The sequence below is a fragment of the Dysgonomonas sp. ZJ279 genome, assembly GCF_011039205.1.
Taxonomy (GTDB): Bacteria; Bacteroidota; Bacteroidia; order Bacteroidales; family Dysgonomonadaceae; genus Dysgonomonas.
The window spans coordinates 1-24,760 of record NZ_JAAKEL010000009.1 but is presented as its reverse complement, the minus strand read 5'-3'; the positions used below and the strand labels follow the sequence as shown (position 1 = coordinate 24,760).

General features: G+C 37.4%; 18 protein-coding genes. 16 read left to right on the top strand and 2 right to left on the bottom strand.

Annotation, left to right across the window (positions count from 1 at the left end):
* The first annotated feature begins 1 nt into the window (after position 1).
* The 5 genes from G7Y57_RS11110 (at position 2) to G7Y57_RS11090 (ending at position 5,981) form a co-directional block, all read left to right on the top strand.
* A complete protein-coding gene (locus G7Y57_RS11110) occupies positions 2-1,480 on the top strand; it encodes a hypothetical protein (protein ID WP_165023912.1) in 1,479 nt (492 codons plus the stop codon).
* A 226-nt stretch (positions 1,481-1,706) separates the two neighbouring features.
* Positions 1,707-2,822, top strand: a complete 1,116-nt coding sequence (locus G7Y57_RS11105) for an acyltransferase family protein (RefSeq protein WP_165023909.1) — start codon at positions 1,707-1,709, stop codon at positions 2,820-2,822.
* A 68-nt stretch (positions 2,823-2,890) separates the two neighbouring features.
* Entirely contained in the window at positions 2,891-3,916 is a 1,026-nt protein-coding gene (locus G7Y57_RS11100; RefSeq protein WP_165023907.1) for a sensor histidine kinase, read from the top strand.
* 1 nt (position 3,917) lies between these two features.
* Positions 3,918-4,607, top strand: a complete 690-nt coding sequence (locus G7Y57_RS11095) for a LytR/AlgR family response regulator transcription factor (protein WP_165023904.1) — start codon at positions 3,918-3,920, stop codon at positions 4,605-4,607.
* 114 nt (positions 4,608-4,721) lie between these two features.
* Positions 4,722-5,981: a peptidase E gene (locus tag G7Y57_RS11090; RefSeq protein ID WP_165023901.1), complete on the top strand. Its 1,260-nt coding sequence runs from the start codon at positions 4,722-4,724 to the stop codon at positions 5,979-5,981.
* A gap of 67 nt (positions 5,982-6,048) precedes the next feature.
* Here the strand turns inward: G7Y57_RS11090 and G7Y57_RS11085 are convergent, their stop codons facing one another.
* Together G7Y57_RS11085 and G7Y57_RS11080 are read right to left on the bottom strand one after the other, a co-directional pair.
* Complete coding sequence (locus G7Y57_RS11085) at positions 6,049-6,858, bottom strand: hypothetical protein (protein WP_165023899.1); 810 nt, start codon at positions 6,856-6,858, stop codon at positions 6,049-6,051.
* A 104-nt stretch (positions 6,859-6,962) separates the two neighbouring features.
* A complete protein-coding gene (locus G7Y57_RS11080; RefSeq protein WP_165023896.1) occupies positions 6,963-9,797 on the bottom strand; it encodes a triple tyrosine motif-containing protein in 2,835 nt (944 codons plus the stop codon).
* 453 nt (positions 9,798-10,250) lie between these two features.
* On the opposite strand from G7Y57_RS11080, the gene G7Y57_RS11075 reads away from it, so the two are divergent.
* The 11 genes from G7Y57_RS11075 (at position 10,251) to G7Y57_RS11025 (ending at position 24,452) form a co-directional block, all read left to right on the top strand.
* Positions 10,251-13,445, top strand: a complete 3,195-nt coding sequence (locus G7Y57_RS11075) for a SusC/RagA family TonB-linked outer membrane protein (RefSeq protein ID WP_165023894.1) — start codon at positions 10,251-10,253, stop codon at positions 13,443-13,445.
* Between the two features lie 12 nt (positions 13,446-13,457).
* Entirely contained in the window at positions 13,458-14,990 is a 1,533-nt protein-coding gene (locus tag G7Y57_RS11070; protein WP_165023892.1) for a RagB/SusD family nutrient uptake outer membrane protein, read from the top strand.
* Positions 14,991-15,012: 22 nt separating this feature from the next.
* A complete protein-coding gene (locus G7Y57_RS11065; protein WP_165023890.1) occupies positions 15,013-15,909 on the top strand; it encodes a PKD domain-containing protein in 897 nt (298 codons plus the stop codon).
* Positions 15,910-15,985: 76 nt separating this feature from the next.
* A complete protein-coding gene (locus G7Y57_RS11060; RefSeq protein ID WP_165023889.1) occupies positions 15,986-16,831 on the top strand; it encodes a family 16 glycosylhydrolase in 846 nt (281 codons plus the stop codon).
* Positions 16,832-16,865: 34 nt separating this feature from the next.
* The gene (locus tag G7Y57_RS11055; RefSeq protein WP_165023886.1) at positions 16,866-19,250 is read left to right on the top strand and encodes a glycoside hydrolase family 3 N-terminal domain-containing protein; all 2,385 of its coding nucleotides are present in this window, start codon (positions 16,866-16,868) and stop codon (positions 19,248-19,250) included.
* A gap of 107 nt (positions 19,251-19,357) precedes the next feature.
* A complete protein-coding gene (locus G7Y57_RS11050) occupies positions 19,358-20,605 on the top strand; it encodes a glycoside hydrolase family 5 protein (RefSeq protein WP_165023883.1) in 1,248 nt (415 codons plus the stop codon).
* A gap of 179 nt (positions 20,606-20,784) precedes the next feature.
* Positions 20,785-21,591: a GNAT family N-acetyltransferase gene (locus G7Y57_RS11045; protein ID WP_165023880.1), complete on the top strand. Its 807-nt coding sequence runs from the start codon at positions 20,785-20,787 to the stop codon at positions 21,589-21,591.
* A 15-nt stretch (positions 21,592-21,606) separates the two neighbouring features.
* Positions 21,607-22,221, top strand: a complete 615-nt coding sequence (locus G7Y57_RS11040; protein ID WP_165023878.1) for an NUDIX hydrolase — start codon at positions 21,607-21,609, stop codon at positions 22,219-22,221.
* Between the two features lie 79 nt (positions 22,222-22,300).
* Complete coding sequence (locus G7Y57_RS11035; RefSeq protein WP_165023875.1) at positions 22,301-22,846, top strand: isochorismatase family protein; 546 nt, start codon at positions 22,301-22,303, stop codon at positions 22,844-22,846.
* A gap of 136 nt (positions 22,847-22,982) precedes the next feature.
* On the top strand, positions 22,983-23,912 hold the full coding sequence (locus tag G7Y57_RS11030) for an alpha/beta fold hydrolase (RefSeq protein WP_165023873.1): 930 nt from the start codon (positions 22,983-22,985) through the stop codon (positions 23,910-23,912).
* 66 nt (positions 23,913-23,978) lie between these two features.
* Positions 23,979-24,452: a YdeI/OmpD-associated family protein gene (locus G7Y57_RS11025; protein WP_165023870.1), complete on the top strand. Its 474-nt coding sequence runs from the start codon at positions 23,979-23,981 to the stop codon at positions 24,450-24,452.
* The last annotated feature ends 308 nt before the right edge of the window (positions 24,453-24,760 follow it).

Genomic DNA, 24,760 nt, shown 5'->3' with positions numbered 1-24,760 from the left:
TATGAAACTTTTCAAATCATTTAGTTTAGCGTTGATAGCTAGTAGTATCATGCTTTTTACAAGTTGTAGCAGTGACGACAATGTAACTCCTGGTGTTGATCCTGAACCGGAACCCGTAGTGGGTGTAATAGGTGATGGTAGTTACACATATACAATCACAAAAGATGTGGTTTACAAAAAAGGCACTTACTCTCTGAAAGGATGGGTATATGTGAAAAATGGTGCGACAGTTACTTTCGAACCGGGTACAATCATCAAAGGGGAAAAAGGTTCTAAAGCAAGTTTAATCATCGAGCCGGGAAGTAAGATTTATGCACAAGGAACAGCTACCGAACCAATTGTATTTACTTCGGCACAACCTAAAGGAAGCCGCAAACCGGGCGACTGGGGAGGGCTTATTATATGCGGATATGCCAAAAATAACAATGGAGCTCAACTCGGTATAGAAGGAGGCCCTACAACGAAACATGGAGGAGACAATGACGATGATAATTCGGGTATATTGAGTTATGTACGTGTCGAATTTGCCGGTTCTGTTTTCGATGAAAACCAAGAGATAAATGGAGTAACTTTCGGGTCGGTAGGTAGAGCTACTAAAGTAGATCACGTACAGGTATCATATAGCAACGACGATTCGTTCGAGTGGTTCGGTGGATCTGTCAGTGCAAAATACCTGATCGCATATCACGGATGGGATGATGACTTTGACACAGATAACGGTTTCTCAGGTAAACTACAATATCTGTTGGCCGTCCGTAATCCTAAGATTGCAGATACATCTTTATCGAATGGCTTCGAGTCTGACAATAACAAACCGGGAACAGATGCCAATCCTAAAACATCAACTGTATTCAGTAATGTAACTCTCGTTGGTCCTATTGGTCAGGCAAATGATTTTATGAATACTATGCAATATATCAATGCAGGCAACTACAGACCCGACAACATCTCAAAAACAGGATTATTCCAGGCTGCTATGCAGATCAGACGTTATTCTCAATTGAGTTGCTTCAATTCAGTAGCAATGGGATTCCCTGTAGGGTTACTCCTTGACAACCAAAATGGGAATACGCAAGGGCTGGCTAAAAACGGTACTTTGAAAATAAACAACGTATTCTTCGCTCAAATGGGAGTTGTAGGATCTGATGTAAACAATAGCCTTGTTGACAAATATTCGACAAACGGAAAAGATATGACTGATGCTCAATCATTTTCTCACACTTATTTCGTTGCTCAACCAAGCAATAAAGTATTAGCCAACATTTCCGACTTGAAACTAAAACAACCGAATAGTCTTCTTTCTAACGCCAATTGGGGACCAACAACAGGCAGTCCTCTACTTGGAGCAGCTTCGTTCACCGATGCTCTATTGAATGGCTTTGAACAAGTTGATTATGTGGGTGCATTCAAAAGTGACGCAGACAGTGACAACTGGACAAAAGGATGGGCAAACTTCGACCCTCAAAATACAGAATATTAAAACATCTCAAAAGAATAGAGATTACTCGAAGTTCATTTATTGCATATAAATTCAAGAGGTAATACTCTATTTGATTTGCAAGCGGCTAGTGATTAGTCGCTTGCTTTTTTGTTTATCCACCGTTCATCAACAAAAATATCCCATTGGTCAAACTAATTTTATTGTATCAATACGCATCACTAGTTTTGTGAAAAACATAATTTTACTACCATAACAATTATTCATTATGCGCAGATACGACATAGACAGTCTTAGGGTAATAGTTTTCGGATTATTGATTTTCTATCATGTAGGAATGTTCTTTGTACCATGGGAAAGCCATATTAAAGATGTTCAGACTTACGAGGGTCTGGTCTTTCCTATGCTATTTCTTAATCAATGGCGGCTTTCTATACTTTTTGTTATTTCAGGTATGGGAACATACTATGCGTTATCAAGAAGAAGTGCCGGAGAGTTTGCAAAAGAAAGGACGAAAAGACTATTAATTCCACTGATTGTAGGGATGATATTTATCGTTCCGCCACAAGTTTACTACGAATGGCTCGATCAAGGACGGTTCAGCGGAAGCTATTTCGAGTTCTGGCCTGCAAAGACATTCTTGGATACATATCCAAATGGAGGAGGCATCTCGTGGCATCATTTGTGGTTCTTGCCATATTTACTGATATTTTCATTAATATTAATCCCTGCATTCCTTTATTTACGCAAGCACGTTGAAGCATGGATAATCAGGAAAATGCAATTTTTAAGTAGAAACGCCTTCGGGCTTTATGTATTAATAATCCCGCTTTTCTTTTGGGAACTTTATCTAGCACCTATCTTTCCTTCGACACATGCTTTGTTTAATGACTGGTTCAACATGGTAAATTATTGCACCCTGTTTTTCTTCGGATTTCTGCTAATTTCACTCAAAGATGTTTTTTGGGAAACAGTAAAAAAGAACAAACATATATATCTGCTCTGCGGTATTATAGCGTTCCCTTTACTTATGTGCCTGTGGTTTGTTATGGGTGATTTCTCGGGCAAGCAATATATATCGTCCTTCGTCAAAGTATTTAATCTATGGTCATGGATTCTTGCAATTTTTGGTTACGGGGCAACTTATCTGAATAAACCGAGCAAAATGCTGACTTATGCCAACGAATCGGTATATCCTTTGTATATTTTGCATCAGACTGTAATTGTCATTCTAGGCTATTACCTCAAACATACTGATCTTGGATTCTTTCCCAAATTTTCACTAATGGTAATTGGCACATTCGGTTTTAGCTGGATTATATACGAATTCGGGATAAGGCGATATAAGTGGATAAGGCCATTGTTCGGACTAAAAAATAAATAAACCTAAAATTATTATTCATAGATCAGAACATTAAATTATTTTCGGGATATTTATATAAAATAAAAGTAATGAGGTTTCCATATCGTTGGCTATATCCATTTTTTCTGGGACTCGTAATATTCAATACTCTACGGGCTGTTACCGATTTGACTAAAAACGGAACTTTCTGGATAGGATCGATAAGACTACACATAATAGGTCAGATAGCTGTCATTATTATGTGTTATTTCTTTGATCGAAGGATGCGTAAAAGGCTACAAAGACGAAAATATATTGCAGAAAAAAAACAATCATCTCCAAAAGAGTATGGAATTATCTTTTTAACCTCAGCGATACACATCAATATAGTTCTCGTAATAGGTCAGTATATTGGCATTTTCCATATGGGCGACGGAATTATCGATTACATGCTTATAAATGTAGTATTTCTTCCCCTTCTGTTGATATACTATGCCATTATCTCGACCGATGTAATGAACAAGAATTATAATGAACAGGTTTTACAGCTGGAAAAAGTGAAAAATCAACAACTGGAAACCGAACTTAATTTTCTGAAAGCTCAATATCATCCACATTTCTTGTTTAATGCGCTGAATACAGTCTATTTTCAGATAGATGAAGAAAATAAACAAGCAAAATATACAGTAGAACTATTATCAGAACTATTGCGTTATCAATTGTACAACGTCCAACAGAAAGTGCAGGTATCAGAGGAAATTATTTATTTAAATGCGTATATTGAACTTCAACGGATAAGGATGAGTGAGCGTTTGGTTTTAAAGACAAACTTCGATACTGAACTTGCTGAACAGAAAATACATCCTCTGCTATTTCAACCTTTACTGGAAAACGCCTTTAAATATGTTGACGGTGAATACTGGATTAATGTAGATCTCAAATTGGAAAATAATAAAATACGATTTATTGTCGGAAACTCAATTTCGACAGAAATAATAAGTAATCCCAAAAACAAAGGGATTGGATTAGAGAATTTGAGCCGTAAACTGGAATTACTATATTCGGATAAGCAAACGCTGAGAATCGAACAAAAAGAAGATTCTTTTAGTGTCGAACTGATAATTGAACTCGATTGATATGGAAATTAAATGCATTATTACAGATGATGAACCTATTGCCAGAAAGGGATTACGCAGCTATATAGATAAATTTCCTTTCCTTAAACTAATAGGTGAGTGTGAAAATGCCATACAGTTGAATACGATGCTAAAAACTGTACAGCCTGATTTACTCTTTCTGGATATAGAAATGCCGAATATGTCGGGATTGGATTTATTATCGACAATCACTAATCCGCCTAAAGTGATTATTATTTCAGCTTATGCGCAATATGCACTCAAAGGTTACGAATTGGATGTGGTCGATTATCTTCTCAAACCTGTCACTCTCGAACGTTTTACAAAGGCTATCAACAAAATCCACGACTTACTCGAAAAAGAAGCAAAGGATAATACAACTAAATATATATTCGTAAAAAGCGGCAAACAAATGAAAAAGATATTTTTAAACGATATCTTATTCATAGAGAGTATGGAAAACTACATAACGATTTACACAACTGAATCGAAAGAGATTGTTCATACTACATTGAAACAAATGCTGGAAGCTCTTCCGAGTGATATATTTCTACAAACTCACCGATCATATATCGCCAATATCCGTCAAGTTAAAGCTATTGAAGGCAATCAGCTGAATATAGGGATATATAAAGTCCCCATTGCACGCAATCTCCAAAATCATGTTTTTGAAATTATACTCAATAATTAATTGACTTTGAGTATAAAATAACAATACATTTGCAAAAGTTTATCTTGCAACAAATCTTTGTTGTATTTCAAGACCTAAGACAAAACAAGAGAATAAATACAATCTAATTAAACTATGAAAAAAGCAAGCCGATTATCACAATCTAAAAAGTATTTCTACCTATCCGTTTTTGTTGTATCCCTTACTTTACTGAACACTACGACTATTTATGCCCAAAATCGCACAAATAATACAAAACCCGACCAGACCATTTTTGCTTTCGGGGGAGATATTAACGATAAATTTGTACAATATGTTGTTGATTTAACTGGAAAAACAAATCCGAAAATTTGTTACGTTCCTACTGCTAGCGCAGATAATGAAGATAATATAAAATACTGGAAATATATCTGTGAGAAATTGGCTATCGAACCTCATATTCTTAAAGTCTGGGTGAGTTCTGCTCATGAATCCAAAACATTCGAAGAGACTCTACTAGATATGGATGCCATTGTAGTAGGAGGCGGAAATACGCTGAATATGCTCGGAATATGGAAAGCTCAGGGAATTGATGAAATAATGGGAAAAGCACTGAAGAAAGGAATTATCCTCGCCGGAGGAAGTGCCGGTTCTATTTGTTGGTTTCAGAACGGTATCAGTGACTCCCGTCCTGTTCACCTCAGTATAGTGGATGGCTTAGCATATCTCCCTTATAGTAATTGCCCTCATTATTCCGACAGCTTAAAAAAAGAAATGTATCATCAAAAAATAAAGAGCCATGAGATGAATTCAGGTTATGCGAGTGACAATTTATCGGGCATTCTGTTCAAAAATGGAAAATTTGTAGAGGCAGTCAGTAAAAATGAAATCAACAACTCCTATTTTGTTACATTGAAAAACGGAACGATACAGACCGAACAATTGAAATCAAGAATGCTGATCGACAAAAATGCGATATCGCAAAATAGCTATAAAGCCATAAATATAGATAAAGAGGTAAAGGATTTCGCCGAAATAAACGAGCAAGACACTCCATTAAATGCATTCATTTCTATAAAGTATATTTTGGCAAACGGAAAATCATCAAAATTAAAACAATTGACCTGCAACTTTTTACAAAGCCGTATGAAAGACGATGCTACAGATGAAGTAATAAGCGAAGAGAGAAGAAATAAGATACTGAATACCTATATCAACAAAATACTTATTTACAACGACTCGCTAGCAGCCGTTATTAGTAAAATATCCGATGACTTTTATGGCATCTGGTATTTTTACAAAGAAGGAGGAAAATGGTTAAGTGCAGGTGAAGATATGGGCGGTGAAACCATAATCGAAACCGAGATATCTTTTAGAGAAAAAACACCGGTACACTTAAAAAGAATAGAGAATTGAGCTATAAATTGGACAAGATAAATAGAATAAACTGGTACAGATATCCGACTTATTCTATTTTGTGCTGTTACATATTTTGGAAATCCTCCTTTGACATTAATACTAACGATTCTTTCTCACAATCCCATATACTCACATAGTTTTGCGACATGACAATATGTTGCTTCCACTTGGCATACTTAGCATATAGCATCAATGTACAAATATCCGTCGGAGTTATAAAATCCCCCGTTTCGCCAGTATGCGAATGAACAGAGCCAACAGCATTCTGTCCATCTTCAAAATATATTGGAATCAGGTTTCTATGTAGCTCTCTTTTAGTCAGGAGCATATCTTTTTTATCAAAAGTCAATAGATAGTCATTACCAAAGAGAACAACATCTGTAAGCTTAGTTCCTGTCAACACATATACTTTCTTCTCCCCATTGAAAATCAAAGGAATCATGTTGAGACTCGTATTCGTATATGTTTTAAATAAGGCCGTATCTTGTTGTATCTCTGCCAGAGCTTTAGCCCTGATTGTAAACAAATGTTTCTCATTTTCGTTGAATTCTCTCTCTTTAAAGTCAATAGAAGCAGTCTCTATCACTTTTAAGTCCCCGTAAGAAACGACTCCAAGCACCTTGGGGCTTATCCCCTTTGAGAAGAATAGACACTTAGGTGTATTCGTTTCCAGATAAGAGAAATAGCCTCCTACCCTTTCTCTTTCTTTATAGTTTTCGAAAAAAATATCCGTACCATGCCATGCTGCCAATTCCAAGCGATAAAGCAACTTTCCCTCTTCGGTAAGTTGTTGTGCTTTTTTCTCTAAATCGATATTCTGAGAAAAAGCATTTAAGGCAATGAATGCTAGCAGAAAAACTAATAATTTTCTCATATGTAAATATTTATCAACTCGATAAGATCTTCTATTGTATTAATGATGCAAAGATAAGCCATTTGCGATAAAGTTCTTTTAAAGTCGTGTTAGTTATAATCTAATTATAAACTTTGAAGATATTCCGATAAATTGACATCGCGGTCTAAATTCATCTTTTTTCTTAGCCTGTATCTGTTAACCTCCACACCACGAACTGAAATATTCAGCATCGGAGCTATTTCTTTTGTGGAAAGATTCATATTCAGATAAGCGCAGAGAATTTTGTCGTTTCTGCTAAGTCCCGGAAATTTATCATCTAACAACTCAAAAAAATCCTGATGAACAAGGTTAAAATTCGATTTGAAAACTTCGAAATCATCATCGTTATCAATATTGCTGTTTATCTGACTTATCAATCGCATTACTTTCTGCCTGATGGAATTTAAGCTCTTCTCTTCATCGATAGCTTTCGATATAGCCAGTGCATCTTTTTTTACATCCTCAAGAATCTCATTTTTTCTTATCACATTAAGTATATACCCTGTTAGCTCTTGTGTTTTAAAATGCAATTCTGTTTGGAGCTTATCATTTTGAAGCTGGTATATTGCCTGATCTTTTATCTTGTTTTCTTCCTCATGGCGTTTAGTTTGAGCCACTAATTCCTCTCCCTTTTGATAAATTATTTTCTTTTGTTTACCAATCGTCTTCTTATATAATATGAACAACAAAACGACTGCAAGCAGCGAATACAAAATATAGGCCAAAGCAGATCTGTACCAAGGCGGAGTAATTGTAAATTCGACCTCGGTTATTGCAGAATCCCGACTACCATTGACAACAGCTCTCACCTCAAATAAATATTTCCCTACCGGTAAATTAGTATACTCTTTTAATGTATTAGACGACGGAACACTCCATTCCTCATCTAAGCCTTTAAGCGCATAAGAATATTGAATATCGCCGGCAGAAGGAAAATCCGTTGCAGCAAAATGAATACTTATCGAATTTTGAGAATAAGGTATGAATATCTGTTTTTCTGTATTTCCATAACTTACAATACTATCATTCTTGAGACTAACGATTTTTCTTATGTAAGTATTAACCGGTCGATTTGGTAATCCTTTTTTAGAAAAATCAATTTTTAAAAAAGCATTGTCTACCGATACAATAGCAGAAGCAGAGTCAATAATATGAACACTTTCGTAGTTACCAACCAATTCGTCAGACAATCCCCAATTATAAATATCAGATTTATATTCCCCCGATACATACGGCAATAATTTAAGATTATTATCAGAAACAAACCAAATATTTTTCAAACTATCTACCGAAAGATATTCGTAATATCTCGGCCCTTCAAGCATTGATTCTAATTGAGCATAATGGTCGAACCGATCCGTTATCCGGCTATATTGATATATCCCATCCTGCGCACAAATAATAAGATTGTTATCTACCTTTCTGAAAAAAGAGTTCCCCCCTATGCTCGATCCTTTTAAAGGATATATTTTCTGATTTATAAGTTTATTAAATTCTGTATCGAAAGTTACTCTCTGTATTTGCCTACCAGCATTCACAGTCCAAAAATTATAACTCTCCTCATCTTCGACAAAACCTCTGGCTGAACCGTTAAAATTGGGAACCCGATGTGAAAAGACCCATCGTTTATTCTTCTTTTCTAAAATACTGAAACTGGAATAAGTACCTACAATTAATCTATTTTTATCCGCAGATAAAGGATATATTTCCCATACACCCGGCAAGTCTATTTTATATTTACCAGTCGGATCTATAACTATAATACCATTATCGCCCGAGCTAAACAAAGTATTATCGATAACGATTAGAGACCATATCTGTCCCTCCGAACCATCTATCAATGTATAGCTGCCATCTTTATTCAATTTATAAAGCCCCTGATTTGTTCCCAGATAGAGTTCGTTGTTGTATTTAGCAGAACAATATCCGGTTCCTATCGGGGAAACAGTAGCGAAAAGAGGACGCATAGGCGAATTTAAATCTATATAACTAATACCCTTATCGAGTCCCAGCCAAAGATTCTGATCCTTATCAAAATAAGAATTAAGAATCGTATTATTTTTCAACCCATTATCTAAATTGAAAACCTCTTTATATGATGGATTTTTCAAATCGAATATAAAAATGCCCTTCTGCACAGAGCCCAAAGCGACCTTGCTACCCGATACAGAAGTACTGAATAATTGATTATTATTTATAAAATTATCTGCAATAGATTTTATTTTCGATATATTATTACCATCGATAACATATAAACCAAACTGAGCGGTAGTAACCAGTATGTTATTGTTGTAAGTGATCAGGCTAACCAATTTTTTCCCTTTAAACAGATCAGAGACAGGCAGAAATTCTAAAACATCGTTTTTATTCAAATAAAAAATACCATCCGAAGAGCCTATGTAAACCTTATCTCCATATAGTGTAGAACAATCTATTTTTGTTTTAGCGTCAATAGAATTGATCTGTTTGTTTTTGTTATTATATATATGGATAGTTCTATCACTCAAAAAATAAATCCTGTCTCTATATTCTAAAATATTCCATACTTCTCCTCCATAATCTTCTATACCCTGAGACAATGAATTATAAACAAGCAACCCTTTGTTATTAGCCTCAAAATAGCCAAACTCGGAACTTCCTCCAACATATATTCTGTTGCCGATAGCCTTTACCGAGCGGACTATATTGTTTCTTACTGTATATAGCGACCAGTTAACCCCATCGAATTCGAGCAATCCACTGGAGTTAGCCGCATATATCCATCCATTATCTCGTTGGGTTATAGCCCAGTTTTGAAAACCGGCTTTATATTGATTCCGCTCATAATTTACAACTTTGCGTTGCCAACCGGATGACGAAAGTCCATCTATAGGGAGGAATAATAATATTATAATGATCCCCCAAAAAGTATATTTCATATTCAGTATAGATTTACGGTATAAATAAATAAACCCCATATTAATCAAATTGTTTAATTTAATCTGAGATTAATCCATTTTTCAGCTACCGATTAGTTCTTTATTTATAAAAAAATATGTTAAATACTCGAATAAATAAATACCGATACAAATAGTTGTATTTTCTACACAATATCGCATGAGCAACAGTTTTTCATACTTAAGCACTTCTACAACACCAAAAGTATTATTATAATCTCAAACAAGCAATATTTCATATCAAAACTAATATACACCTATATATTAGAAACTTACAATTACAAAGTAGTAGTATTGACGTAATTATTAATGATATTTTTTGAGTTTTTGACGTATTAGTATATTTTAAATAAAGAGGGGGCTAAACGTATGTTTGTATAAATTAATCTTAAAAGAGATTAAAAACCATAATTCAACAACCTTAATTTAGTTATCATGAAGAGAGAACTTTTTTTTTGGAAGATATTAATTATCCTTCCCTTATTTCTTTTTTCTTCTCTGGCTGTTTTTGGACAAACATCCGAAATAAAAGGAACTGTAATAGATGCAGTCACAGGAGAATCTTTAATCGGGGTATCAGTAGCCGAACGAGGCACCACAAATGGAACAATGACCGATATGGAGGGTCAATATTCCATTAAAATACCAGCCGGTGCTACCCTAGTTTTCACCTATGTGGGATATGAGTCTCAAGATCACAGAGGTGTAGCTGCAAATTTCGATGTAGCCATGAAACCATCCCAACAAACACTCGATGAAGTAATTGTTGTCGGTTATGGTGTTCAGAAAAAGAGTGTAGTAACTGCAGCAATCAGTCGGGTAACAGCCGAAGACTTAAGTATAGCCCAACCTTCTCGCATCGAAGATGTTTTGAAAGGTCGTGTAGCAGGAGTACAAATAACCCAAAGTTCGGGTCAACCCGGATCCGATTCGAAAGTACGCATCCGTGGTATCGGTACAGTCAACAACAGTGATCCTCTCTATATAGTAGACGGTATGCCTGTCGACGGAGGCATCAGGTATCTGAATCCTGTTGATATACAATCGGTAGAAATACTAAAAGATGCAGCTTCGGCCGCAATCTATGGAGCCCGTGCTGCAAATGGAGTAGTGCTCGTTACTACCAAAGCCGGAAAGCAAGGTAAGGCAACCGTAAGCTACAATGTCGAATATGGATGGCAAAACCCATGGAAGAAAAAATCGGTACTCGATGCCCGGGAATATATGGTTATCATGAACGAAGGGCAAATAAACGACGGCAACGCACCCTATTACTCTTCGCAAGAGATTTCTTCTTCAGGGAAAGGAACCGACTGGCAACAAGAAACTTTCAACTTCAACGCACCCATAAAAAATCATCAGGTCAGTGTTAACGGAGGAAGTGAAAAAGTTCAGTACTTTTTTTCATTAGGTTACTTCAATCAGGAAGGTATTGTCGGAGGTAATTATGGCAAATCAAATTTCGAACGTTGGAGTCTCCGTTCAAATACAATAGCCGAAGTCTTTGAAGCAAAAGAACGTAGCTTTTTTAATAAAATAAGGGTAGGCGTAAATATCGGATATTCGAGAGGAACATCAGCCAGTATAGATGCCAATTCCGAGTTTGGCTCTGTTTTAGGTAGTGCATTAGCTTTTAACCCACTAATACCGGAATATGCCGATGAAGAAACTTCTGCCGCTATCTTAGCTCAGTACCCCAATGCGGTAAGAGACAGAAACGGAAATGTATTCTCTATTCCTCCTGCTGGTTTTCAAGAAATAGCTAATCCGGTAGCAATGCTAAATCAACCCAGAGCAGAAAAAAATAATGAAGACAAATTTGTAGGTACGTTCTGGGGAGAAATAGATATTCTTCCGATGTTGAAATTTAGAAGTAGTTATGGCTTCGATCTCGCCTTCTGGGGAATAGATGGTTATGAATTCCCATATTTCTTAGCCTCTCAAGGCAAGAATGTATCACAAAGCTCTGTTTGGAGCGAAATGAACCGTGGATACAAATGGCAGGTTGAAAATGTATTAACCTATAGTCAGACATACGATGGAAAGCATAATCTGAGCGCTGTATTAGGACAATCGTCACTAAAATACACATATCGCCATCTACGTGGCAATGATTATGATTTATTAGAAACTGATCCTAGTAAAGCAAATATAAATTCGGCTATTGCTGATCGCGACAAAGAACGTGTCGAAGGAGGAACCGGTGGATACAATTTCACTTCACTAGCTTCCTATTTCGGTCGCGTAGACTATAATTACGATGAACGTTATATGGTACAGCTCACTGTTCGCCGCGACGGATCTTCGAGATTCGGGGCAAATCACAAATGGGCAGTATTTCCTGCAGTATCAGTAGGTTGGAATATATTGAATGAGCCTTATATGCAAAACCGACCAAGCTTTTTAGATGCATTAAAACTTCGTTTCAGCTGGGGTAAGAATGGTAATGAAAATATAGGTAATTTCCGTTATACATCGTTAATGGATGGCGGACAAAACTACTATTTTGGAGGAGGTTATTCTGTAGCAACGGCAAGCAAAGATGGTATTATGCAATATGGAACTTCGCCGGCAGCAATCCCCAATCCCGATGTAAAATGGGAAGAATCGGAGCAAACCAATATCGGATTTGATGCACGCTTCCTTAAAAGTGCCTTAAGTTTCAGCTTCGATTATTATAAAAAGAAAACCAATGGTATGTTAATGGATCAGCCTATCCCAAATTATGTAGGCCAAGGTGCTCCTATTGCCAATGTAGGCGACATGGAGAACTGGGGTGTCGAATTTGAACTTGGCTGGAAGCAAGAGATTAACGATTTCAATTATTTTGTATCGGCAAATGCCTCTTTTCTTAAGAATAAATTAGTAAGACTAGGTAATGCCAGCGGCGAAGCAATTTACGAATCTGCAGGTGCCTCGGGATTAGGAAGCTATATAAAAGGAAAAAATGGTGAAGTATGGCCTTTTTTCTATGGATATAAAACAGATGGAATATTCCAGAATCAAGGGGAGATTGATGCTTATGTGAATGACAAGGGCGAAAAAATGCAATCGAAAGCACAACCGGGAGATGTTCGCTTCAGAGATTACAACAACGATGGTATTATTGACGATAACGATAAAACAAATATTGGAAAAGGTATGCCCGATTGGACATTCGGATTTACAGTGGGTGGTGAATGGAAAGGGTTCGACCTGAGCGTCTTCTTCCAGGGAGTTACCGGTAACAATATATTCGATTTCTCTCAACGCGGTGACATACCTGCTATGAACCGACCAACATGGATACTAGACCGTTGGCACGGAGAAGGTACTTCGAATCATATTCCTCGCATGACTACTGCAAATGCCAATAGTAACTGGCGCTCTTCAGATCTTTTTATCAAAAACGGATCTTACCTTCGCCTGAGAAACGCTCAGTTCGGCTACACACTACCTATGGTTTTGACCAGAAGAGTTTCTATACAGAAGTTGAGAATCTACCTCGCAGCCGAGAATCTTCTTACTTTCACCGGATACGATGGATTTGATCCTGAAATTGCCTCCGGAGATTATAACAGAATTGGAGTCGATCGTGGTATATACCCTCAATCAAGAACTATTTCGATAGGTGCTAACATAAATTTTTAATTGAATACAGCTATGAAAAAATATAAATTTTTAATGATAGTAGCCACTTTAGCCGGATCCATTTTTATGGCTTCCTGTGGTGATGATTTCTTGACTGCAGCTCCCACAGAGCAGCAAGAGGCAGGCGGACCTGCAACCGAGGGAGCTATACTTTCCAATCTAGGATCAGCTTATCAGATACTACTATTTGATAGTTATGCCGGGGGTAATTATAATGCCGTACTTCTAATGTCTGATCTCCGTTCTGACGACCTATTCAAAGGGGGTGGCGATGCAGGAGACCAAGGGCAGCTATATAAATTATCTCAGTTCACCTCCACAGCAGCCGAAACACTGAACGGTCTTTGGGACAATTATTTTAAAGGATTAGCCCGTTGTAACAATGTAATTATTGCTTGTGACAATGCTGTAAATGTAAATCCGGAAAAATTAGAACAGTATAGAGCAGAAGCTCATTTCCTCCGTGCTTATTACGTACACCTTCTCTGGAAATATTGGGGAAATATTCCATATTTTGAGCAACCGTTGGTAACCCCTCCTTATATGACCAAACAACTCGGTGCCGATGAAATCTATAAAGAAATCATGGAAGATATTGACTTTGCATGTACCGAAGGCAAACTTCAAATGAAAACATCGGGGACTAACCTAGGTCGCGTGTCACGAGCGGCAGCACTGATGCTGAAAGCACGTGTAGTTCTTTACCAAAAAGACAACACGCGTTATGCCGAAATTACAAACGATATGGCAACGATTATCAAGAGTACTGAATTTTCATTAATGGATGATTTTGGTACTATCTGGGCCGATGAAAACGAATTCTGCAAAGAGTCTATTTTCGAGAGTAATCAGCTACCCGAAGGTAAAACATGGGGAGAATCATGGCAAGGTTTTGGTACAAATTTACCTGCATTTATCTCACCAAACGATCTAAAAGATGCAGCTGGTATATTTAAAGGAGGATGGGGATTTGCACCTGTTCGTCAAGCTGCTTACAATATGTATGAAGAAGGAGATACCCGTCGCGCCGGTTCTATAAACGCATGGCCAAAAGGAACATACGCATCACGCTTTCAAGATACAGGTTTATTCCAACGTAAATATGCTGCCCGCGAAGGCTACAATCCTCCTCCGGGAGATGTGGATTTGAACTATGCTAATAATCTGCGTATTTTCCGCTATTCTGAAACATTACTTAACTATGCCGAATTAGTTAAAATGCAAGGACAAGCTGAAACCGGGGTATCAGCTCAAGATTGTCTGGATAAGGTACGTAAACGTGCTTTCGGTGTAGACAAACCGATACCGGCAACGGCTGCAAACATCAAGCTGGAGCGACGTCGCGAGTTCCTGGGTGAAGGTATGCGTTTTTGGGATCTGGTTCGTTGGGGCGATGCACCTTCGATACTTACAGAAAATAATGCTGCATTTAACTCTGTCAGAACTTTTGAAGACTGGAAAAAGCACTTGCCTATTCCTCAACTGGAAATAGAAAAAACAAAAGGAACAGAATATGAGTTGAAGCAAAATAACGGATGGCAATAATCATTAATAAAGAAATCAAAAGATGAAAAATATAATCAAATTTGGAATTTTGGCATTGATAACTGTCTTTGCAATGACAGCTTGTGATCCGCAAGAAGGTGACAACCATTCGCTGGGTACACCCGATACAGTTACTGCCGGTCAGGTATCTTTTAGCTATGCAGCCTCTCCTACAAATGATAATATTATTACTTTTACCAATACATCTGATACTAAAGTACCCTATTCTTTCTTATGGGATCTGGGTAATGGTGTAACAAGTAAAGATAAAGCTATAACCGGAGAATATCCTTTTGCAGGAGATTATACTGTAACATTAACATTGTACACTGCAGACGGTTCCGCGACGGTTAATAGTCAGGTGATTCACATAGATAAAAATGATTATTCGTTACTGAATACACCTATGTATATTGCATTGACAGGAGGACTCGAAAATACGAATGGTAAAACATGGGTATTCGACAGAACTCAAAACGGTCACTTTGGAGTCGGTCCTATCGATTCTGATACACCATCCTGGTGGAGTTGTGAAGCCGAAGGAAAAGCCAATTGCAGTTTATATAATCAGGAATTCACATTTACATTGTCCGGTGTGATACTAAAATGGACCAACGGAGGAAAAATTTACACCAATGAGCCCGGACGCGCGGCTTTAGCAGCTTTAGGATATACTAAATCTTCTGTACCGCCTGCCGGTGATTTTGATGTGGAATATGCTCCAAAAGAATCATATACCTTCTCTTTGAGTGAATCGACAAAAACCCTTACGTTAAGTAGCGGTGTGTTTTTCGGACACTATACGGGAAGTTCGAAATATACCATTCTTAGTTTAACTGAAGACGAACTTTATCTAAAAGTAAATAGTACTGTCGAATCAGGTAGCGCATGGTGGTATCGATTCGTACCTAAAAAGTAAATAATCAAATATATAGGTTGTCTGATAGAAATTACAAATAATCATTCAGGCAACCTATTTTTCATCAAGAATAGTTATGAAACATACACTCTTCCTCATCCCCTGCTTTCTTCTCTTATGCGATTATGCATGTAGTCAAGACATCCAAGAAAAGAATAAGACAGATATTCTATCAAATTACAACCTCATCTGGCAAGATGAATTCAACGAAGCTCCAAACGCAAATGGTACCCTGCCCCTACCGGGAAGCGAATGGTGGTTCGAAACCGGAAATAACGGCTGGGGAAATAATGAGCCGCAAAATTATGTGGATAGAATTCTCGAAAAAGATACAGTTGCCAAAATACAAAACGGTTCGCTTATCATCACAGCATTTAAGTTAGAAAAACCGTATCAAGGTTCTGATATTATTTCAGCCCGAATGAACACAACTAAATCATGGAAATACGGTTATTTCGAAATGCGAGCTAAGCTTCCCGGAGGCAAAGGCACTTGGTCGGCATTCTGGATGCTACCCGAAAACATTAAGTCGTGGCCACTCGACGGCGAAATAGACATTATGGAATATGTAGGCTACAAACCCGGTGTAGTTCACGCTTCGGTACATACCGACACATACAATCATAAAATAGGAACGGAGAAAACAAAAACCATCGATATAGAAACTGCGGAAACCGAATTTCATGTTTATGGTTTGGAATGGACGGAAGATTTCATCACCGGATATGTAGATAATGTAGCCTATTTTACATTCAAGAATGATAAAAAAGGAAATAAAAATACTTGGCCGTTTAACGAACCGTTCTATCTAAAACTCAATCTTGCCATAGGCGGAGATTGGGGAGGAACGAAAGGCATCGATCCCGATATCTTTCCTGCACGTTACGAAATAGATTACGTAAGGGTATACCAAAAACAATGAACATTATATCCTTATTAATAAAATAGATACCAAAATGAAAAGATTAAAATTTCTAGGCATTTCAGCCTTATTCCTATTCTCCTCGTTGGCATACGCACAGAAAGATATTGAAAAACGTGTCGAAGATTTGTTGGCAAAAATGACATTGGAAGAGAAAATCGGTCAGATGAACCAAGTCAGCTTTTTTTCGATCGACGATAAAGCCATTGCTCAATACAGCGACGATGATATGAATACCTTCCTTATAAGGATGGGAGTTGCCGGAGGGCAAGGACAAAAAAAGCCAACCGAGATGAGCAAAGAAGAGAAGGTTGCTCTTATCAAACAGGCAGCAGGCAAAATACTTGACGAAAACATTACTCAACCTATAAAAAAAGGTGAAATAGGTTCATTACTGAACATTACCGACCCTGAAATGATAAATAAACTTCAAAGGGCAGCATTGAAAGAAAGCCGCTTAGGTATACCTATGATTATCGGTCGGGATGTTATCCACGGATTCAAAACTATATTTCCTATCCCTCTGGGACAAGCAGCCTCGTTCAATCCACAGTTGGTAGAAGATGGTGCACGTGTCGCAGCTATCGAAGCCCGATCGACAGGTATCAACTGGACTTTTGCTCCGATGCTCGATATTTCGCGCGATGCTCGTTGGGGGCGAATTGCCGAAAGTCTTGGCGAAGACCCTTATCTGGTATCGCAACTCGGAGCAGCAATGGTAAAAGGATTTCAAGGTGGAGGCGATTTAGCCGACCCTAATTCCATTGCAGCTTGCGTAAAACATTTTATCGGATATGGTGCGGCCGAAGGCGGCCGTGACTATAACAGCACAAATATCCCACCCTATCTGATGCGAAACGTATATCTCCCTCCTTTCCATAGTGCCATCGAAGCAGGAGCAGCTACACTCATGACATCATTCAACGACAATGATGGTATCCCGGCTTCGGGTAACGAATATATACTGAAAAATATCCTGCGTGACGAATGGAAGTTCGACGGCTTTGTTGTTTCCGATTGGGCATCGATGGGCGAAATGATTCCTCATGGTTATGCAAAAAATGACAAACAGGTGGCAGAAATTTCTGCGAATGCTGGCATAGACATGGAAATGGTAAGCGGTACTTATATGAAATACCTGCCCGAATTGGTTAAAGAAGGCAAAGTGTCTGTACAAACTATCGATAATGCCGTTCGCAATATCTTACGGATTAAATTTCGCATGGGATTGTTCGAAAATCCGTATGCCGACACAAAAAAACCGTCGGTATTATATGCTGCCGATCATCTGAAAGCTGCACGGGAAGCAGCTATACAATCGGCTATTCTATTGAAAAACGATAACAATATCTTACCGTTAGCCGAAAATAAGAAAATAGCTGTTATAGGCCCTATGGCAGATGCTTCGCACGATCAGTTGGGAACATGGATATTCGATGGAGATAAAAACTATACTGTAACTCCTATCGGCGCTCTGAAAAATGACTACAAGAATATCAACTATGTATATGAACCGGCATTAGCTTATTCGCGCGATAAGAATACGGCTAATTTTGAGAAAGCAAAACAAGCAGCGGCATCTGCTGATGTAGCAGTTGTATTTTTAGGTGAAGAATCTATCTTATCGGGAGAAGCCCACTCATTGTCGAATATCAATCTGATAGGTGAACAATCTAATCTATTGAAGGCTGTAAAGAGTGCGGGTAAACCTGTGATATTGGTTATCATGGCAGGCAGACCGTTGACTATCGAGCGTGATCTTCCGTATGCTGATGCAATACTCTATAATTTCCATCCGGGAACGATGGGTGGCCCTGCTATTTTCGATCTTATTTTCGGCAAAGCAAATCCTAGCGGTAAACTACCGGCTACATTTGTACGTGAAGTAGGACAGATACCAATGTATTACAATCATAACAATACAGGTCGTCCTGCACCCGAGAAAGTAATGACTTTGGATCAGATCGAACTGGAGGCTGGTCAGACATCGCTTGGTAATACATCATTCTATCTTGATTCCGGAAAAGATCCGTTATTTCCATTTGGATATGGATTATCATACAGTACATTCGAATATTCAAATTTCATGTTATCATCTTCGTCTATTCCGATGAACGGAACAATAACAGCGAAAGTAACGCTTAAAAACACAAGTAATGTAGATGGTACGGAAGTAGCTCAACTTTATATTCAAGATATCGTAGGATCACTCGTACGCCCTGTAAAAGAACTGAAAGGCTTTCAACGTATAGCGCTCAAGGCCGGAGAATCGAAAGTAGTTGAATTTAAAATTTCGACAGACGATCTTGCTTTTTATGGTCGTGATCTAATGAAAAAGGCAGAAGCAGGCGATTTTAATATTTGGGTTGGAGGGAGCAGCAATGCTAATTTAAAAAGTACTTTTACTGTAACAGAATAATAAATAAGCATATAGCGAAGGTATAAGAGTTACCGTGAATGTAATTTTTATACCTTTAGCCTATAAAACACGCTTGAAGATAATTATAATGAAAACACGCTAAAATTATGAAGAAACTAATCTATTTACTCCTATTTCCTCTCTTGCTCTTAAGTTGTGGGTCGAAAGAACAAACTGAGCCACAACACGCCGAACGCTTTATCCGTGTAAATGGCCCCGACCTGATAAAACCGAATGGAGAGAAATTCTTCATACAAGGCATTAATCTGGGTAACTGGCTCAATCCCGAAGGTTATATGTTCTTCTTTGGCGATGTGAGTTCGTACCGTGTGATCAACGAAGCATTCTGCGAAATGGTCGGCCCCGATTTCACAAATTGGTTCTGGAACGAGTTTAAGAAAAATTATATCACCGAAGATGATATAAAGTATATAAAACAAACGGGGATGAATTCGGTCAGAATTCCGTTTCATTATAAGCTCTTTACCAATGAAGATTACATGGGTTTGGATTCTAACCAAAATGGCTTTGAACTGATAGATAATGCCATAGAATGGTGCCGTAAGCAAAACCTATACGTTATTCTGGATATGCACGATGCTCCCGGAGGACAAACAGGAGACAACATAGACGATAGCTACGGCTATCCTTGGTTGATGGAAAGCGAGCCAAGCAAAGAGCTGTTCTGCGATATATGGAAGAAAGTGGCAGATCATTACAAGAACGATACAATAATACTAGGTTATGACTTGCTGAATGAGCCTATTGCGCACTATTTTATGGAAGATTACGCACACTTGAACGACTCGCTAGAGCCTTTGTACAAAAGATGTGTAGATTCGATAAGAACTGTAGACAACAATCATATCGTATTGCTGGGCGGTGCTCAGTGGAATGGTAATTTCACTGTCTTTAATGATTCTAAATTCGACGATAAAATGATGTACACATGTCACCGCTACTGGTGCGATACATTACAAGCCAACATTCAGGACTTTGTAAATTTCAGAGATAGCGTGAACCTCCCAATGTATATGGGCGAAACAGGTGAGAATTCGGACGAATGGATTGCAGGATGGACTCGCCTGATGGAACGTAACAACATTGGATGGCACTATTGGCCATACAAAAAGATGGTACCAAAAAGCTGCATGCTGACAATTCCGACTCCCGAAAATTGGGATTTGATTGTTGAATACACTAAACAAGACAGAAGCAATTTTGCTAAAATAAGAAAAGCCAGACCAGATCAGGAAAAAGTGAAGAAAGCGATGACTGATTTACTTGAAAATATGAAATTCAGTAATTGCACAAAAAACGAAGGTTACATTACCGCCCTCGGGATGAAACCATGAAATAATAATTTGTCTTCTAGGTACACAAATTATTAAAAAGGATAAGGAGTTTTCTATTTCAGAAAGCTCCTTATTTGATGTACAAGCGTTGGTAAGATTATAAATAATTCATAAGCTGATAAAGCAAGCACAACCCTTAAATTATTATCTTTAAACCTCGAAAAATATAATGAGTTAAGATGAAACGTTTAGACAACCAATATTACAATAAAGTAACCGAGCCCCTAAAGCTGGTAACGATTAACAACCTGTTCGCCCGTTCGGTTATTGAACAGAAAGTGGAAGGCGAAATATTTGTAGATAACGAAGAAGACCCCAAAACATTTTATGTTATTCATCCTTATGGTATGTCGCTGCTCTTTGGCGATTTCGATAATGAAACGTTTAATTCTCAATTTAAAGAATATGTACTAAATACCAATCTGAATAGAAAAGGCGATGAATGGATGCAGGTATTTCCCTCCGATTGGGAACAGGTATTAAAGGATATGTTTGACGACATACCAAACGATATTGTAGAGTGTAACACACGAACTAATTTCAAACTCAACAAAGACAAATATCTTGAGACTAAGAACATGCAAAAAAAAGCAGATCCTCTTGTTCAAATTAGACGAACAGATAAAGAAACTTGCGAAAGAATAAAAGGAGCTGTTATTCCTCTTAAATTCTGGAATGGTTCAGTCGACTTTGTAAACAATGGTGTCGGATTTAGTTTATTTTATAACGGCAAGTTAGCCTCAACGGCATTTTCAGCTTTTATCCATGACAATAAATTGGAACTGGGCATTGAAACATCTGAAGAGTTTAAGGGTAAAGGTCTGGCATATAAAACATGCTCTGCACTTATCGACTATTGTATAGAAAATAAACTCGAGCCTCTCTGGGCTTGCAGATCGGATAATACAGGTTCGTATAAGTTAGCCGAAACTCTCGGTTTTGAAAAATCAATAGAAACAGCCTATTATAAATTGGGTGTAAAATAAATCATATTAAAAAGAATGGAAGAAATATTTAGTGTATTCGACGAAGCTTACACTAAGATAGGCGTTGCGACAAGAGATGAAACGCATCGGATTGGCCTTTGGCACGAAACCTTTCATTGTTGGTTTTATTATCGGGATAGTTCTGATACTTATCTTTATTTTCAACAACGTTCTGATACTAAGAAAGACTATGCCGGGTTATTCGATATTACTGCTGCCGGTCACCTACTCTCGACAGAAAGCCTTTGTGATGGTATTCGTGAAATTGAAGAGGAACTTGGTATTCGGATAGATTTTTCTGACCTTAAATATTTGGGTTATCTGCCAATCAGCATAACGCTTCCCAACATGATCGACAATGAGTTCACTAATATTTTCACTTTAGAGGGTAAATTCTCTCCGCAAGATTTTACGCTTCAGAAAGAAGAAGTTCTGGGTATCTACGAAGTTCCTGTATCAGAATTAGAAAAAGTAATGGCAGATGAACACTATAAAGTTCAGATAAACGGATTTACAGCAGTGGATAACAGCTACCAGCTTTCTACAAAAATGTTTAACCGTGCGAACCTATGTGCATTATGTCCTGAATATTATACTTTTCTGATTGAGCATTTCCGAGAATTAAGATAAAGAATATACCCATCGGATAGATTCATTAATAGAAAAAACGGTAATTTTATTGACGGAAATAAAATCACAACATTGAATTATGAAAGCACTTTTGATTATCGACATGCAAATAGGAAGTTTCAAACCTTACTCTATACGCTACAATACACTACAAAAAATCGAACAGATTAATTTACTCTCCAGAAAGTTTCGCGATGCAGGATACCCAGTAATATATATCAAACACGATGGGACAAAAGAAGAATATCTTCTTCCACAAACTGAAGACTTCGAAATATTACCCGAATTAATACAAGAGCCTTCGGATATAGTTGTAGTAAAGGAAGCCAATGATGCCTTTTACAATACTGAATTACTGTCTACTCTTATCGGGAAAAACATCGACGAATTATATTTCTGCGGATGTGCTACCGACTTTTGTGTCGATGCGACAATTAAAACTGCTCTGGTCAACGACTTTAAGATATATATTGCTTCCAACGCACACACTACGGCATCGCGCCCACAGGTAGATGCTCCGACAATAATAGAGTATTACAATTGGCTGTGGAGCAACATGACTCCTACGAAACATAACATATCTGTATGCTCTACCCAAGACATTATTTCTAGTCTGGAGGTATAGATAACATTTGCATCTAAAACTACCCAAAATAATTATAATATGATAGAACTAAGTATTCGTAAAGCAAATGACAATGATTTTAATGAGATTTTCGGATTACTAAAACAACTTTGCCCAAATTAAAAAAGTTCATAAGATGAAATCCACACTTCCTTATTTAGCCTTGCTTACTATTCTTTCAATCAATTCAGCAAAAGGGCAAACTATTTATTCGCAAAGTTATGGCAGCAGTTTAAGCCCTGCCATTATATATGTACATGGAGGCCCAAGTTCAAATACGACATTATTTGAAGCGACCACAGCTCAGCGACTTGCCGAATTAGGGTTTTATGTTATAGCTTATGACCGAAGAGGTGAAGGGCGTTCTGCCGATCCTGACGCAACATTTACATTCCAAGAATCATCCAATGACCTTGTTGCTATTTATGAGAAATACAATATAGAACAGGCAAATATTCTAGCACATAGCTTTGGAGGAATAGTTGCTACATTCTTCGCAGAACAGCACCCGGAGAAAGTAAATTCGATCATCCTTATAGGAGCTTTATTCTCACAACAAGAAACTTACGACCACATATTGTATACCGTAGAGAAAGTTTATCGCAAAAACGGTGATACGCAGACGTTGAATAAAATTGAAGAAACCAGACAGCTACCCAAAAATACTGCCGAATACCGTGCAGCATGTTTCGATCTCGCTGATGGCTTTTTTGATATGCCGAAACCAACAAAAGAATCTATGAAATTACGAGAAGAATATCAAAAGAGTGACTTTTATAAAAACAACATCAGAAATCGGAATGCTCCTGCGATATTTTTTCAGAATGAGACACTAAATAACGTTGATACAAAACCCATTCTCGAAAAACTGAAAACCCAAAACATTCACATATTTGCTATTTATGGAAAACAAGACAGAATTTTTTCGAAAAAGCAATTAGAAGATATGAAAGCAATTGTGGGTAAAAAAAACTTTACATTGATCGATAATTGCTCTCATTTTCTGTATGTTGATCAACAAGAACTTTTTCTCGAAACTATTTCCAAATATATGAAACAAAAATAAAACAAGTAGTTACCGTATTTATAACTATTTGCGGCACAGCGTCTAACAATAAAATCAGAAAGTAAAATGGAAAAACCCTTGATAAATAAAAAATATTTGCTCGAAAAATTTCCTGAAAAGGGCGGCTGGACTTACACCGAGATACCCGAAATCCCGATGGGTAAGGCATCTTTCGGGATGTTGAAAGTAAAAGGAAGTATTGATGGTTTTGAAATCAAAAAATATCATTTAATGCCATTTGGGAACGGCAAACTGTTTCTTCCTGTAAAAGCAGAGATACGAAAAAAGATAAAGAAACAGGCAGGCGATTATGTTCATGTCATTTTATATCTCGATAATGAACCGTTGGAAGTTCCCGAAGAACTACTATTGTGTCTGCGAGACGAGCCTGAAGCATTTCAGTTCTTTAATTCACTCAGCGAAAGCGAACAACACAATTACATCAAGTGGATATATTCTGCAAAAACAGACCAAACGAAAGTAGACAGAATAGCAAAAACACTTGTCAGGCTTTCTAAACGGCAAAAGTTTACGGACTGACAATAGGACAAGAATTTAGCCGATATAAATACTAAAATGAATTTATATATCTGCGGTCTTTATTCGTCGGTTTGTATGAAGTGATTAAACCAACAATGGCAGGATGTAGATACAAATATACTATTTTATCAGAAAAGTTAATTTCTGTTGTATAATATAATTGAAAAGTAGTCCACTAAAATAATTGAAAAGTATACCACCGGTTAAGTAAAATCCGCTAGAGCTTCTAATAAAGCCCTGCATTTTACTAACAAATATTAACATTATAAATTCCTTTGTGTATGAAACACTAACACAGAGGGTAAAAT